This is a genomic window from Pseudomonas sp. B1(2018) (assembly GCF_003097365.1).
Lineage (GTDB): Bacteria > Pseudomonadota > Gammaproteobacteria > Pseudomonadales > Pseudomonadaceae > Aquipseudomonas > Aquipseudomonas laurylsulfatiphila.
Genome location: NZ_PYUK01000001.1, coordinates 191,495 through 207,566 on the forward strand (window position 1 = coordinate 191,495; position 16,072 = coordinate 207,566).

General features: G+C 62.6%; 9 protein-coding genes. All 9 read right to left on the bottom strand.

Annotated elements, in window-relative coordinates; genetic code table 11:
• Nucleotides 1–113: 113 nt before the first annotated feature.
• Entirely contained in the window at nucleotides 114–2,711 is a 2,598-nt protein-coding gene (locus C9422_RS00785; protein ID WP_116579316.1) for an autotransporter outer membrane beta-barrel domain-containing protein, read from the bottom strand.
• 273 nt (nucleotides 2,712–2,984) lie between these two features.
• Nucleotides 2,985–3,785 (bottom strand): endonuclease/exonuclease/phosphatase family protein, encoded by an 801-nt coding sequence (locus tag C9422_RS00790; protein WP_116579317.1) that lies wholly within the window; start codon nucleotides 3,783–3,785, stop codon nucleotides 2,985–2,987.
• Nucleotides 3,786–4,055: 270 nt separating this feature from the next.
• Entirely contained in the window at nucleotides 4,056–4,814 is a 759-nt protein-coding gene (locus tag C9422_RS00795; protein ID WP_116579318.1) for a PIG-L deacetylase family protein, read from the bottom strand.
• Nucleotides 4,815–5,029: 215 nt separating this feature from the next.
• Complete coding sequence (glgX, locus tag C9422_RS00800) at nucleotides 5,030–7,192, bottom strand: glycogen debranching protein GlgX (RefSeq protein ID WP_116579319.1); 2,163 nt, start codon at nucleotides 7,190–7,192, stop codon at nucleotides 5,030–5,032.
• Nucleotides 7,193–7,391: 199 nt separating this feature from the next.
• Entirely contained in the window at nucleotides 7,392–7,712 is a 321-nt protein-coding gene (locus tag C9422_RS00810; RefSeq protein ID WP_116579320.1) for a DUF2934 domain-containing protein, read from the bottom strand.
• A 21-nt stretch (nucleotides 7,713–7,733) separates the two neighbouring features.
• Nucleotides 7,734–10,529 (bottom strand): malto-oligosyltrehalose synthase, encoded by a 2,796-nt coding sequence (locus C9422_RS00815; protein ID WP_116579321.1) that lies wholly within the window; start codon nucleotides 10,527–10,529, stop codon nucleotides 7,734–7,736.
• Nucleotides 10,526–12,604: a 4-alpha-glucanotransferase gene (malQ, locus tag C9422_RS00820; protein ID WP_116579322.1), complete on the bottom strand. Its 2,079-nt coding sequence runs from the start codon at nucleotides 12,602–12,604 to the stop codon at nucleotides 10,526–10,528. Before malQ ends, C9422_RS00815 begins: the two co-directional genes overlap by 4 nt.
• On the bottom strand, nucleotides 12,597–14,396 hold the full coding sequence (treZ, locus tag C9422_RS00825) for a malto-oligosyltrehalose trehalohydrolase (RefSeq protein WP_116579323.1): 1,800 nt from the start codon (nucleotides 14,394–14,396) through the stop codon (nucleotides 12,597–12,599). Before treZ ends, malQ begins: the two co-directional genes overlap by 8 nt.
• Before the next feature lie 12 nt (nucleotides 14,397–14,408).
• Nucleotides 14,409–15,992 (bottom strand): glycogen synthase GlgA, encoded by a 1,584-nt coding sequence (gene glgA, locus C9422_RS00830; RefSeq protein ID WP_116579324.1) that lies wholly within the window; start codon nucleotides 15,990–15,992, stop codon nucleotides 14,409–14,411.
• Between the last annotated feature and the right edge of the window lie 80 nt (nucleotides 15,993–16,072).

The following is a 16,072-nucleotide window of genomic DNA, read 5'->3' on the forward strand; positions in this document are numbered from 1 at the left end:
AGATGGCCGATCAGTGGTAATGGTTTAAAAAGGGCCTGTTCAATGGTGTGTTTCCAGGTTCTTGTTTATTCGAGCAATCGTCAAAAACCTCGGGATAGAGCGGTTTCAATTCCTCACCACCTGACCCGAATCCCCACGTTACCGAACGTTCCCCGTTGTTGGTTGCTGTCGATATTGCTGGTGTAGTCAAGTCCTGCGTACACACTGACCGAGGTGGCAACGCTCAGTACCATGCCAATTCCGAGGTCGGCGGACGAGGTTCGTTGTTGGGTTTCGACCTGATCGACATGGTCAAAAGTGACCGTATCGGTACCGGTGAAGGTGTGCCAGACATTGGCTCGCAGATAGGGTTCCAGCGGTCGGCCGCTGACTTCGTAGCGACCCTTGAGGCGTGCGCCGACGCGGCCGGTCCAGGCACTGTCGGAATCGAACGAGACATGGGAGATGCCGTCGTCCTGGCTGTCGAGTTTGACCTTCTGGTAAATCGCCTGGGCCTGGGGTTCGACTACCCAGTTGCCAGACACGGCGATCGGGTATCCGACTTCTGTCGACAACGTCGTTACGTGGCCGTCATTGTCGATCTTCAGGCCACTTTCGGAGCGGTTGTCGCCATTGAGCCAGGTGTACATGGCCACGGCATCGAAATAGGCACCGGCGGGATCGATGAGGGTCCAGTACGCGCCAAGGCTGTCGCCTTTCAGCTCGACGTTGCCTGAGCGCTTGCCTTCGAAGCCCTGATTGAAACCGTTGACATCACCTTGCAGGCGGCTGTGGCCGATGAAGAAACCGCTGCGCTGGGTTTGCCCACCCGCCAGTTGCGAACTGAACAGGTCATTGCCGACCTGGAAGCCATTGAGCGAGCCGTCCAGTCTCGGTGTGACGGTGCCGGCCCAGGTCTGCTCGAGGTTCTTGCCGTAGACCCGGCCCCAACCGGCGCCCAGGGCCCCGGTTTCGCTCAGCAGACGCTGATCGCCTTGACGGTCATGAAAGGTACCCAGTGCTGTCAGGGTCAACTGTGCTGCAGCCGGCGGCACCACCGACCAGGCAGGCACTGCCTCGCGATACAGGGGGATAGGTTTTGCGCCGGGTATGGCGGCCGGTAGCACAGGAGCCTCGAGCGTCACGACGCCTCCAGCGCCTTGAACCCCGGTAGCCACGACCACAGGCGCGGCGACCGGCACTGCCACAATGGGTTCCAGCGTCGGCGGCAAGGCGGGATCCGGGTTGGCGACGGCAACCACGGGCGGCGCCACCACCGAGGAGCGCAAATACCAACTGTTTTCGCTGCCCGGTGTGATGCCGCCTTTGAACAGACGGTAATCGAAGGCGCCAACCGAAACCCGGGCTTTGAGGGCGAACGCGGTGTTGTCGCTGACCGCCGTGCCTTGGGCCTGAACCAGCTGGATGCCGTTTTGCCGGGTCAGGGCACCCGCGCCGCCAACGTTGGTGACGCTGATCAGGGTGCTGCCGGTCAGCGTTCCGTTGTTGACCACCAGCTTGTCGCTGGGGGAGCTGTCATCGCCCACTGCGCTTTGCAGGAGCAACTGGCCGCCGTTACCCACGTAATTGCCTTCAACCGTCAAGGTGTCGTTGGTACGCGAGTTACCGCCGGCAAGGTCGATGACCCCGCTGTTGTTCAAGGTGGCGAGGCGGCCCGCGGTCGAAGAGGTGATGCTGCCCTGGGTTGACGTGAGCACGCTGCTGCCGTCGATGTTGAACACGCCGGTGCCCGTGGTGCTGTCCCCCAATTGAAGAATGCCATCGAGATCCAGGCGCGAGCCCTTGACCAGATTGAGGGTTTCCCAATTGATATACCGGGCAGCGCCCGATGACGTGGTGTGATCGAACGTCAGCAGGTCATTGCCACTACCGCCATTGATGCTCGGGGTCAGTGCGAGGGTGCTTTCGGTCAGATTGCTCAAAGTGGCGCGGTCGTTGCCTGCCTCCAGCAGGACTTGCGAGCGGATGATCCCACCGCCGTCCCACACCAGCGTGTCATCACCGTTGCCGGCGCGAATCTCGCCGACGATTTCTCCGCCGGTAACGGTGATGCTGTCGTTGCCGTTGCTGACACTGATGTTGCCGCCGATACGCCCCCCGGAAACGATGATCTCATCGGTGCCCAAACCGGTCACCAGGTTGCGGAGGATCTGCCCACCGGACATATCGAAGATATTGTTATCGAGTTTCATGTCGACCCGGTCGATGATGCCGTCGGTCATCCTGGCCACGTCGCCATCTTCGAAGGCGCCAAGGATGGTGCCGCCTGTCATCAGGAAGGTATCGCGGCCGTCCCCTTGGGCCAGGGACTTAATGGTTCCGCCGGACATGATGAAGTCATCGATGCCATTGCCTTGGCTGACCGCCCCGCTGACTTGCCCGGCGCTGATCATAAAGCTGTCTGCCCCGTCGCCCAGATCCACGGCACCGGCCACGGTGCCTGAGGCCATGTTCACAGCGTCGGCGCCGGCCCCGAAGGTCACGTTGCCGTTGATACTGCCGGTGCCATTGGCGGGGAAGGTCAGGGTGTTATTGCCCGACAAGTCGGTCAACGGCGCGCTGGTGCCGCTGTCGCAGACGAAGTTGTCGTCGCCGGCCGTAGGGGTGAGTGTGCAGGCGGCGTAGGCGGGTTGGGACCAGTTCGCACATAACCAGATCGAGAACAGGCAGGCGCCATGACGGTACTTGGACAGATCTGGCGAAAACTCCATGTTGCCTCCGCGATGGGATCAACTTCCGTTCCTTTGGCCGTCATCGATGACCAGGAACCAGACATGCTTGGCAGCGCGAGTTGCAAGACAACATCGGCAGGAACTATGACCCGCAAGTACCTTTGGCAACCAAGGCGCTACGTGTGTGTCGCAAGCCCCTGCGGATTTCCGTCAGGGCGGCAACAACGTAGCAGGCACGGATCCAGGATGGCTACTGTCAGAAATAACAGGTGGGGGACGATTTCTCGGTACTTCACACTCAATCGCCGCGATTCAAAGATGCACTTCCACCGCCAACGGCAAATGGTCGGAAAGGTGCGTCCACGGCTTGTTGCCGAGTATCTGCGGCTCATGGCTGCTGGCATTGCGCAGGTAGATGCGATCCAGGCGCAACAGGGGGAACCGCGCGGGGTAGGTTTTGGCCGGGCGGCCATGGTGGCGCTCGAAGGCTTCGTGCAGGTAGTCGCGGCGGGCAAGGGCGGCATTGCCCTGCATCTGCCAGTCGTTGAAGTCGCCGGCAATGATCACCGGCGCATCATCCGGCAGGGACTCGAGGAGCTGGCAAAGCAACTGCAATTGCAGCTGACGATGGCTTTCCAGCAGGCTGAGGTGCACGCAGATGGCATGCACTTCGCTGTGCCCCGGCACGTCCAGCACGCAGTGCAGCAAGCCGCGGCGTTCCGGGCCGGTAATGGAGACATCCAGGTTGCGGTATTCGCGGATCGGGTATTTCGACAGCAGGGCATTGCCATGGTGACCGTCGGGATACACGGCATTGCGCCCATAGGCGAAGTCGCTCCACATGCTGTCGGCAAGGAATTCGTATTGCGAGGTCTGTGGCCAATCGTTGTAGCGTGAGGAGTGGCGGTCGTGCTCGCCGACCACTTCCTGCAGAAACACCAGGTCCGCCGACGTACTGCGCACGGCTTCACGCAGTTCGGGGAGGATGAAGCGCCGGTTGAGCGCGGTGAATCCCTTGTGGGTGTTGACCGTCAGCACGCGCAGTCGGTGGATGTCCGGGGGAGTACTCAACGGCACCGATTCAGCTGATTGCCGCTTGGAATGACTGGCCACGTTCGCTCCTGTGATTGGGGGCTGCCTATGCATGCGACTGATGCATGGACGGGCAGTTCAGTTTGCCTTTAACGCCAAGGCGCCAGATCTGACACTCTGCGGCGCTCTAAGGCTTAGGCGGTATGTGTTTTTAACATCGGCGGCCAATGCCCCCTGTAGGAGCGAGCTTGCTCGCGATAAACCTGAGAGCACCGCGCGGTGTCAGGCTCCCCGCATCATCGTTGACCTCCATCGCGAGCCAGCTCGCTCCTACAGAACGGCGCAGTGCGCTTAGACGAAGACAATTTCATAAGGCAAACGAATGCGCTCCAGCAGCGTGCGCGGCATCAACGGCGCAAGGCCGATGGCGGGCTCACCGTCGAGTTGGCTGGCGTAGGCGTGGGTGGCGTGGCTCTTGCGGGCGACGGTCCAGGCATCGAGGCGCACCTTGCGCGCACGATGCCAGGGGATCAGCTCCCGGTCCCGCGCCGGCCAGTGCCAGGCCCGGAACGGCACGTCGGTGTAGGTGGCGCCAACACTGGCCGCCGCCCTGGCACTGGCGCGGCCGACGGTGTCGTGGTCGACATTGCCGTCTTCGCACCAGGTGCTGAACACCACATCACCCGGGCGCAGGTAGCGCCTGATGAATTGGACGATCCGTTCTTCGTGCTCCACCAGGGCGTTGTCGGTAAACCCGCCACGGATCCACTTCAGGCTGTGCATCGGCAACCCGAGTCGGCGGATGGCTTCCACGCTTTCCTGGGGACGAAATACGCTGAGGCGTTTTTCCGACCACTGCCGGGAACCGGGGTGGCTGGCGCTGCCGTCGGTGATCGAGATCAATTGCAGCGGGTGGCCCAGGTTGCTGAGCAATTGCAGCAGGCCGCCGCAGGTCACGACTTCATCGCCGGGGTGCGGGGCAATGAGCACTGCGCGTGCACCGGCTGGCACCAGGGATTGGGTGTTGATGACCGCAATGCTGTCCAGTTGCGGGGCGCTGTTCCAGATCTGGGAGGGCAGGCTGGCTTCGCTGAGGGAAACGGATTTCATGGGTATACGTCCTTGTGCTGCTTCGCCTTCAGTCGTGCGCGAGACAAGCCCGGCCGACCCGTGAGGGCTGGTGGATAGCGGGGCGCGGCAACCCCAACCCTGGATGGCCGCGAATCGAGTATTGCTCATGCAACGCTATTCGTCGCGTCGCGAACCCGGCCAAAATGATTTTTCCGCTCTGCGGCAGTCGCGCGCTCAATGCCTGGACTTCGTCGTCACTCCTCTTCCTCATGCTGCAACTCGAACAGCAGCAACGAGCGGCCGGTAACCGAGTACTCGTGGCCGAACTCGAAGCGTTCCTGGCCACGGATCGACGGCTGGTTCGTGTCGATCATGCACGTCCAGAAACCGCCGTCAGGCACTTCCGGCAGACGGAAATTGACGATGTCGTGATGCGCGTTGACCACCAGCATCAACGTCGCGTCGGCGCCTTTGCGGCGAATGCCGGTTTCCTGGGCGCGGCCATCGAGCAGCATGCCCAGGCAGCGGTTGTGTGCATCGTGCCAATGTTCGGTGGTCATTTCCGTGCCGTCCGGCGCCAGCCAGGTCACGTCCTTGACGCCGATGTCCTCGTTGTAGTTACCCACCAGAAAACGCCCGCGGCGCAGGATCGGGTAGGTCAGGCGCAACTTGATCAGGCGTTTGACGAACTTGAGCAGGGCCTTGCCGTCTTCGCTGAGGTCCCAGTTGACCCAGCCGATCTCGCTGTCCTGGCAATACGCATTGTTGTTGCCCTCCTGGGTGCGGGCGAACTCGTCGCCGGCCACCAGCATCGGCGTGCCCTGGGCCAGCAGCAGGGTGGCGAAGAAATTGCGCATCTGCCGATGGCGCAGCGCGTTGATCTCGGGATCATCGGTGGGGCCTTCGACGCCGTGGTTCCAGGACAGGTTGTTGTTGCTGCCGTCCTGATTGTTTTCATCGTTGGCCTCGTTGTGCTTGTCGTTGTACGACACCAGGTCGTTGAGGGTGAAGCCGTCATGGGCGGTGACGAAGTTCAGCGATGAGTAGGGGCGCCGACCCCGTTCATTGAACATATCCCCCGAAGCGGTCAGGCGGCTGGCGAAGTCCGCCAGTTGACCGTCGTCGCCCTTCCAGAACGCGCGCACGGTGTCGCGGAATTTGTCGTTCCACTCGACCCAGCCTGGTGGAAAATTGCCGACCTGATAACCGCCAGGGCCACAGTCCCAGGGTTCGGAGATCAGCTTGACCTGGCGCAACACCGGGTCCTGCCGGCAGGCAACGAGGAAACTGTGGCGCTCATCGAAACCGTCGTGGTAGCGCCCGAGTATGGTCGCCAGGTCGAAGCGGAAACCGTCCACGTGCATTTCCGAAGCCCAGTAGCGCAGGGAGTCGGTGACCATCTGCAGCACGCACGGGTGACTCAGGTCCAGGGTGTTGCCGGTGCCGGAATCGTTGATATAGAAGCGCTTGTCATCGGGCATCAGACGGTAGTAGGACGCGTTGTCGATGCCGCGCATGGACAGGGTCGGGCCTTGCTCGTTGCCTTCGGCGGTGTGGTTGTAGACCACGTCGAGGATCACTTCCAGATTCGCTTCGTGCAGGTGCGCGACCATTTCCTTGAACTCGGCAATCTTGCCACTGGCCAGGTAACGCGGGTCGGGGGCGAAGAACGCGATGCTGTTGTAGCCCCAGTAATTGGTCATGCCCTTGTGCAGCAAATGCTGGTCGTTGACGAACGCGTGGATCGGCAGCAACTCCACGGTTGACACGCCGAGCTTGCGGATGTGCTCCAACACGTCATCGACCATCAGCCCGGCAAAGGTTCCGCGCAGGTTTTCCGGGACCGAAGGGTGACGCATGCTGAAGCCGCGCACATGGGTTTCATAAATGATCGTCTTGTCCCACGGTACGCTGACGCGGTGGTCGTGGCCCCAGGTGTGCGCCGGGTCGATGACCTTGCACTTGGGCACGAAGGGCGCGCTGTCACGTTCATCGAAGCTGAGGTCGGCGTCGGGGTGGCCGATGGTGTAGCCGAACAGCGCTTCGGACCATTTCAACTTGCCGACCAGTTGTTTGGCGTAGGGGTCGATCAGCAGTTTGTTGGGGTTGAAGCGATGACCGTTGGCCGGGTCGTACGGACCGTAGACGCGATAACCGTAAATCAGCCCGGGATGAGCGTCGGGCAGGTAGCCGTGGAAGATCTCGTCGGTGTATTCGGGCAGTTCGATGCGTTCGAGCTCAACCTCGCCGCTGTCGTCGAACAGGCACAGTTCAACCCGGGTGGCGTGGGCGGAAAACAGGGCGAAGTTGACTCCCAGTCCGTCCCAGGTGGCACCCAGCGGGAAGGGCAGGCCTTCACGGATTCGCGTGGCTTCAGCGCGGGGGGCTGGCGCGGGGGCTTTCTTTGGGCTGGTCATAAGTGCTCCTGCAAACGGGAGTTACCTGTAGGAGCGAGCTTGCTCGCGAAGGCGGTGTGTCAGGCAACATCAATGCTGGAAGTGATGGCCTCTTCGCGGGCAAGCCCGCTCCCACAGTGTTTGGTGGTGTGGCTGCAAGTTCCCTGTGGGAGCGGCGGTGCGACGATTCGACTTGCCCGCGAAGGGGCCTCAAGACAAATCAAACCGCGGGCGGTTTTCGTGGTGCTCGAGGCTTTTTCTCGACGGCCTTTTCTCCCGGCGGGATCACTTTCGAGGCCGCTGCGGGCTTGGCCTTGGTTTTGGGCGCAACGACTTTGCTTTCACCGGCCTTGCCATTGGCCGTTTTGCTGACCGGGGTTTTGCTCGCCGCTGCCTTGGCAGGTTTCTTTGGTGCCAGGGCTTCGGCTTCCGCCAGTTTGCACGCCATCTCCCAGTGGCGGGCTTCCTGGCCTTCGGGTTTTCCTTCGGACTCCCAGATCTGATAGGCGAATTCGCGGATACGTTTATCGTCGGTACTCATCGCAATGCTCCTGAACTGAACTCAAGTGTGGTTAGTTTGAATAATGAGATTGACCGGGAAATCCCCCAGCGCGGCGCTGATCAGCAGCTCTCTGTGTTGTGTGACTGTGATGCCGGTGAAAAGTCCCTTCAGATGTTCGTCCGCAACGGTGAACGGCAGTTTGACCCGGGTATCGCCCCACAGCGGCGCGTGGACCTGGGGTACGGCACTGTTTTCCAGCAGTTCGGCACAGCGTATCGGCACAATCACGATGGCGCGTTCTTCCTCCCGTTCGCGGACAAAAGCCAGCACTCGATGGGCCTCGCTGCCCAGCACGTCCAAGGCCTGGTAGGTACCACGCCGAAACAGCTCGGCATGTTCGGCGCGCAGGCCCAGGGTACGCGCAACCAGGGCTTGCTTGATGCGCCCGTCCTGCCAGTTCGATAACAGATCCGGCAGGTCTACCCTGTGCTGCAGTGCCTGCTGGCGACTGGCGTAATCCACGGGGCGACGGTTGTCCGGGTCGACCAGGCTGAAGTCCCAGAAATCGTTGCCCTGATACAAATCCGGCACGCCGGGCACCGTCATGCGCAGCAAGGTTTGCGCCAAACCGTTAAGGGCACCGGGGGCGGCAATCGATCGGGCCGCCCTGGCGAGGGCCGCACGCAGCAGCTCACCTTCGGGGCTGAGCAACAGGCGCTGGATAAAGTCCTCGGTCGCTTGCTCGTAAGCGTCATTGGGCGCGCTCCAGCTGCTTTGCAGCTTGGCTTCGCGCAGGGCCTTGCGCTGCCATTGCCAGAGGCGTTTGGCGTAGTCCTCGAGCGCCGACGGATTATCGATAGCCAACTCCAGCGGCCAACTGCCGAGGATCGCCTGATACAGAATCAACTCATCGCCCGCCGACGGCACTTGATCGTCCTGGCGCAATGGCCGGGCGAGGGCGCGCCACAGGCCGATCTGCTCGCTGTACCAGCCGCTGCGTTCACTCAGTACCGCCAGCCGCGCGCGTGAGTCTTCGCCACGCTTGTGGTCGTGGGTAGCGCTGGCCAGCAGATTGTCCGGGAAGGTTTCAAGGCGCTCGATGCAGGCCCGATGAAAGTCGGCAAACGGCGCACTGAACTGCTCGGTGCTGAACCCCACGTCATTGCGCGAGAGCAGGACGGCCGAACGATAGAACGCAGTGTCTTCCACCGCTTTTGCCGCGGCAGGCGAGGTCAGTTGCTGGAAGCGCACGCAGGCGTGCTTGAGGCGTTTGCGCTGGCGACCGACCGGGCGTTGCCGCCAGGGCTCGCCACCGAGCCAGCCGGCCAGGCAATCGAGCACCGGCCAGTCTGCCTCGCCCAGGGTTTGGCGGGCGCCGGCCATGGCCTTCTGGAAAAACACCTCGTCCTGGCCTGTCCGGCCGAGGGGGCCGATGTAGGTGCGGTACACCGGGAAATGCACGATCAGCGCCTGCAAGGCCCGGCGAATCGCACCGAGGGTCAAGTCGCGGGTCATGAGATTGTCTCGGGCCACTTGGAGCAAGGCCTGGGCGACGCTTTCGAAATCGCCGGCCAGGGAACCGTTGAGGATTTGCTGGCGGGCCAGTTGTGCTTCCAGGGAGAAGTCAGCGGGCCGCTCACTGTGGCGCTGCCAGAGATCGGCCAGTGTCTGCGCGCCCCGTGGGACGTGTTGCAGCAGTGACAGCTGGTTCATGAATTCATAACCGGTGGTGCCGTCCACCGACCAGTCGAGGTGCAGAGACTCGCCTTCGCCGAGGATTTTTTCGACAAAGATCGGCAGGTGGCGCCCTTTGGACAGGCTGTCGACCCGACGCCGCAGCTTTCGGCAGTAGCCTCGCGGGTCGGCGAGGCCGTCGATGTGGTCGATGCGCAACCCGTCGATCAGCCCCTCGGCCACCAGTTGGAAGATCTTCGCGTGGGTGGCTTCGAACACCGCGGGGCGCTCGACGCGCAGTCCGCCGAGTTCATTGATATCAAAGAAGCGCCGCCAGTTGATGTCATCGGCGGCCGTGCGCCAGCTGGCGAGGCGATAGCTCTGGCGCTCCAGCAGGTTGTGCAGGCGCTGGAAGCCTTCGTCGGTCAGTGAGTCGTAGTGCTTCAGGTGTTGCTCAATGGCTTGAGCAATAAGCGGATCGCTGACCAGATCGCGCAGTTCCGCCTTCAGCGGTATGGCCAGGCTGTGGGCGTCGGTCTGGTAGCTCAGGGTGCTGAAGCGATCGGCCAGGTTTTTCAGTTGTTCGGCCTGCTCGGTATCGAGCGCTGCATCGGTCTTGAGCAGTTCGCCGTAATCCCAGGGACAAATGGGAAAGCGATGTTCGTAGTGCTCGACATGGAAGCTGCCGTGCCAGGCATCGAAGCGCAGGGGCAGCGTGCCGTCCTGCAACGCCACGCCGTAATCGCTGCCCAGGAACGGCAGGAGCAGCTGGCCTTCCATCAACGGATCGGGAGAGTGCCACTGGATGTCGAAAAACTCGCCGTAGGGACTCAGGCGTCCCCACTCCAACAGGTCCAGCCACCAGGGATTGTCAGCGCCGCCGACCGCCATGTGGTTGGAGACAATGTCGAGGATCAACCCCATGTCCTGCTCGTGCAAGGCGTTGACCAGGTTGCGCAGCGCCACTTCGCCACCCAGTTCCGGGTTGACCCTGGTCGGGTCCACCACGTCATAGCCATGCATCGATCCGGCTCGGGCACGCAGCAGCGGGGAGGCGTAGACATGGCTGATGCCCAGGCGTGCGAAATACGGCACCAGCGGCACCGCGTCTTCCAGCGTGAAGCCTTTATGAAATTGCAGGCGCAGCGTCGCGCGCAGCGGGCGGGTCGGTTGTGGAGTCATCGGTCACGCTCGGCCGCCTGCAGTCGCGCACAGGCAAGCAGTTCCAGGCGCCGCGCGGCATCCGGTCCATCGAGCAGGGCTTCGCTGTAACCCGGCAGGCGGCGCGACCAGTTCGGGTGGGTGTCGATGGTGCCGGGCAGGTTGGCCTGTTGTTCCACGCCAAGGGCATCCTCCAGCGGCAACAGCACCAAGGGGGCCCGGGTATGACCGAGAAAACGCACGCTGGCGTCGAGCACCTGGTCGGTTTCGTGGGATTCTTCACGGAAGTTCTGCGGGTCCTGACTCAGTGCCCGGCGCAGGCCCTCGCGCTCGCGCTCGCGATGCTGGCGCCATTCGATCTCACCGCTGGCGTCGACCATGCCGAGCCGGGCGTTCCAGTCGATGTCGCGGCCGTGCCACCAGCCGTTGAGGGTCGGCAGGTCATGGGTGCTGGTGGTGGCCAGGGCGTTGTCCGGCCAGTCGAGGATCGGCTTGAAGTGCGTGTTGTCCTGCTCGAACAGCAGCACCCGCATGCCGAGCATCGAACGGCCGATGAGTTTTTCCCGCAGGCCGTCCGGCACGGTGCCGAGGTCTTCGCCGAGGACGATGGCCTGGTGCCGATGGGATTCCAGGGTCAACAAGCGCAGCAGGTCGTCCACCGGGTAATACAGGTAGGCGCCGTCGGCCGGCGGTGAGCCGTTGGGGATCACCCACAGCCGCTGCAGTCCCATGACGTGATCGATACGCAAGCCACCACAATGGGCGAAATTGGCCCGCAGCATTTCGATGAACGCCCGGAAACCATTGCGCACCAGCCCTTCAGGGGAAAACGCGGAAATTCCCCAGCCCTGGCCTGAGCGGTTGAGTATGTCCGGTGGCGCGCCGACGGTGAGGGACGCGAGCAGTTCGTCCTGCCGGCTCCAGGCCTGGCTGCCGCCGCCATCGGCACCGACGGCCAGGTCGGCGATCAGGCCGATGCTCATGCCGCTGGCGCGGGCGGCGGTTTGCGCGCGTTCCAGGCAGCGGGTGATCAGCCACTGGCAGAAGGCGAAGAAGCCGATGCGCCCGGCATTCTCCTCGGCAAAAGCTGCGAGTTCGGCGCTACGCGGATTACGCCAGGGTTCGGGCCACAGTCGCCAGTCGAGGCCCTCACCGCGGGCGGCGCGTGCCTCCTGGATGGCTTCGAAGCGACAGTGGTTTTCCAGCGCTTCGCCGGCAGCGTGACGAAAACTGCTGAAGTCTTCGTGCAAGGGATGTTCACCCTGGACGAAACCTTCGTACAGCGACTGCAACAGCCGATGCTTGGCTTCGGCGGCGGCCGGCCAGTCAATCAGCGGACGCTCTTCCAGCGCCTTGAGTTCAATGGCCAGCCCGGTGGCATCAATGGCGGTGCGCAGGGCGCGCTCGCCGAGAATGGTGCCGGGGGCGCAGTAAAGGCTGTTGAGAAACAGACGGCTGGATGGCGAATACGGGCTGTAGCGTTGGGTGTCATTGGAAAACATCGCATGCAAGGGGCTGATCGCCAACGCCTCGGCGCCACGTTCACCGGCCACTCGGGCGAGGTCCTCGAGCGCCTGGGTGTCACCAAAACCGCCATCGCCAGGACGGCGCAAAGCATACAATTGCACGCTCAGGCCCCAGGCACGGGGGATCGGGTTATCCACGGCATCGGCGACGCTGTAACAACGGGGTGGGGCCACCGCCAGGGTGAAGGTTTGCCCGTCGATGCTGACCTGTTGATAGCCGACCGGTACCAGCCCCGGCAGTTTTGCGTTGGCGTCCAGCTTGAGGTTGAGCCGCGAACCGTCTTCGAGGTGGATTTCGCAAGGGGTTTCAGGTGCAAAGAAACGCGCCAGATCCAGGCCAACTCCAACATCGGCGGTGATCAATGGCGGCAAGTGATGGGTCTGTTGCGCCGCTTGCAATTCCAGCAGGCTGGCGTCGATTTCCTGGGCGCTGCCCGCCGGGTGGCCAAGGCCGGTCAGCACATTGCGCAACACCGAAGGTGCGACTTTTTGCGGGCGGCCGTTGGCGTCGATCCAGTCGACCGCGAGGCCGGCACGGCTGGCCAGAATTTCCAGTTGCGCATCACTCATGGACGCTCTCCATACGAAGTGGCATAGGGGCTGCGGCGGCGAGACTGACGAGCGCGCAATACGGGGCAAGGGTGCCCCGGTCCAGCAGATCGGCGCTCTGTGGCGGGTATTCGAACAACCGCGCGGCACCGGTCTGTGAGGTGTGGACTACGGGCTTGTCGCTGAGGTTCAGGTCAATGCGCAGCTCGCTGCCATCGCCCAGACGCCAGGCGGCACTGACCGCGCCTTCGCCCAGCTCGTCAACTCCCAGTGCCTGGGTGCCCGGCAAGCGGGGAATGAGGAGCCGGTGACGGATCTGCAACAGCTGGCGATACAGGTCGTGCATCTCAGTATGGCCGTTCGAAGGCAGGACGGGGCGGGACGCTGCAAATGTCTGCGGATCGTTCGGGTCAGGAATGTGTTCGCGCAGGAGTGGGTCGGCAAACACGCTGAAGGCCGCGAACTCGTTGCGTCGGCCGTCCCGTACCAACTTGGCCAACTCACCGTGATGGCTGGTGAAATACAGGAAGGGTTGCTCGACGGCGAACTCGTCGCCCATGAACAGCAGCGGAATCATCGGCGACAACAGCAGCAACACCGTGGCGGCCCGCAGCGCTTGCGGGTGGGCGAGTTGATGCAGGCGCTCGCCGAAGGCGCGGTTGCCGATCTGGTCATGGTTCTGCAGGAACAGGATGAAGGCGCCGGGTGGCAAGTGCCCGCTGGGTTCACCGCGGGCCACGCCATGGCGATTGACATGACCCTGGAACACGAAACCCTGGCTCAGGCAACGCGCCAGTTGTTCGGTGGGGTTGTGCGCGTAGTCGGCGTAATAGGCCTCGGTTTCGCCGGTCAGTAACACATGCAGGGCATTGTGGCCGTCATCGTTCCACTGCGCGTCGTAACCCTGCTCGAGCAGACCGGCCTGGTTGTGTTCGTTCTCCACCATCAGCCACACATGTCGCGCCGGTCCCGTCTGCTGGCGCACCCGTTGCGCCAGTTCCTGGAGGAAATCCGGATCTTCAATGGCGTGCACCGCGTCCAGGCGCAAACCGTCGAAACGGTATTCGAGCAGCCACATCAAGGCGTTGTCGATGAAGAAGTCTCGTACTTCGCGGCGGCGGAAGTCGATGGCCGCGCCCCACGGCGTCTGTTTGTCTTCGCGAAAGAAGCCCTTGGCATAACGATGCAGGTAATTGCCGTCCGGACCGAAGTGGTTGTAGACCACGTCGAGAATCACCGCCAGGCCATGACCGTGGGCGGTGTCGATCAAGTGTTTGAGCTGCTCGGGTGACCCGTATGAAGCCTGGGGCGCGTAGGGCAGGACACCGTCATAGCCCCAATTGCGCTCACCGGGAAACTGCGCGATGGGCATCAGTTCGATCGCGGTGACGCCCAGTTCGACCAGGCGCGCCAGATGCTGCTCGACGGCGCTGAAACCGCCGAGCGTGCCGACGTGCAGTTCGTAGATCACCGCTTCGTTCCACGGCCGTCCCGACCAGGCACTGTGTTGCCAGGCATAGGCCAGCGGATCGACCACCACACTGTGCCGGTCGATATCGCCGTCCTGAGCGCGGGAAGCCGGGTCGGGCACTTCCAGTTCGCCGTCGATGCTGTAGCGGTAAAGCGTGCCCGCTGCGCATCGGATGTTGCTCACGAACCAGCCGTCGGCCTGGGGCAGCAACGGCAAGGACTGTCCATGTTCCAGTTCGACACTGACGTAAAACGCATCTGGCGCCCACAACGCAAATTGCGTGTGCTCTGCGTCCAGCATGATTGCGCCGTGGGGCCAGGTCTCAAGGGTCCGTAACGGCATCTTGAAAGCCTCTTACTGTTTGTTCGATTTCCCCAACGCTTTCGCCACAAGCTGTTCATAGAGTTCGGCGTAGGGTTCGACCGCCTTGCACCAGTTGAATGGCGCTGCCATGGCCCGGCAGCGCATGGCGTGCAGCAGGTCGGGGAAGGCGAACACCTTGAACGCGCGGCTCAGGGCTTCCTGGTAGCTCTGCACCGTTGATTCATCGAACAGGAAGCCGGTCACGCCGTTTTCGATGGTGTCGGCCAGGCCGCCGGTATTGCGCGCCACCGGTAACGAGCCGAAGCGCTGGGCGTACATCTGGCTCAGACCGCAGGGCTCGTAACGCGAAGGCATCAGCAGGAAGTCGCTGCCGGCGAACATGCGCCGGGCATCGGTTTCATTAAAGCCGATGCGCACGCCGATCTGGCCGGGGAAACGCAGGGCCAGTTCGCGCATCGATTGCTCTTCTTCCGGCTCGCCACGACCGATGATCGCGATCTGGCCACCGGATTTGACGATGTATTCGGAGACCGCTTCGGTCAGGTCCAGGCCTTTCTGATAGACCAGGCGCGACACCACGGCGAACAGTGGCCCTTCGGAGTCTTGCAGGCCGAACAGCTCGCGCACATGGGCGGCGTTCACCGCCTTGCCATCCCAGTCGCCAATTTCGAACGGGCAGAACAGGTGCGGGTCGGTGGCCGCATCCCAGCTTTCATCGATGCCGTTGGGAATCCCGCTGAGCAGGCCTTGCTGGGTCTTGGCAGCGAGGAAACCGTCGAGTCCGCAGCCGAAATCCGGGGTGGTGATTTCCTGGGCGTAGGTCGCGCTGACCGTGGTGATGTGGCTCGAGTAGGCCATGCCGGCCTTGAGGAACGACATCTTGCCATAGAACTCCATGCCTTCCTGTTGCAGCGCGTGATGGGGAATGCCCAGTTCGGGGCACGAGCCCAAGCTGGTCACGCCTTGATAAGCCAGGTTGTGAATGGTGAACAGCGTTGGCGTGCGCTGTCCGCGCCAGTGCATGTAGGCCGGGGCCAGACCGGCCGGCCAGTCGTGGGCGTGCACCAGGTCCGGGCACCAGTGGATTTGCGCCAGGTTGGCGGCGATGTCGGCCGCCGCCAGGCCCAGGCGGGCGAAACGGATATGGTTGTCCGGCCAGTCGCGGCCGTTGTTGGCGCCGTAGGGTGAACCTTCGCGCTCGTAGAGTTCGGGGCAGATCAGTACGTAAATGACCAGACCATCGGGCATGTCCATGCGCCCGATCTTGCACGGTGGCAACGCGGCATGACCGCCGAGTTCACCGATGATATGAATGGGGTTCTCGCTGTGCAGCACCTGCGGGTAACCCGGGATCAACACCCGCACATCGTGCAGATGGGCCATGGCCCGTGGCAGGGCCGCGGAAACGTCGCCCAGGCCACCGGTTTTCACCAGGTCGGCAATTTCCGAGGTCACGAACAACACTTTCTTACGGTTCGGATTCTGCTGGGCTGCCGGGGTCAGCGTCCTGGTGCCGGGCACGCTGACGGGTTGGGTGTTCGCGGCAGTTACGGCGCTCGATTCGCCGACCTGATTAGCACGTTCTCCCTGTATTTCCAAAGCCGTACTGATCATATGAATCTCCCGTGCTGTTGATCTAATTCTTAGGTCTGGCAAACGGTGTTTCATGGCCAATTCCCGTGGCCGGGCGCAAA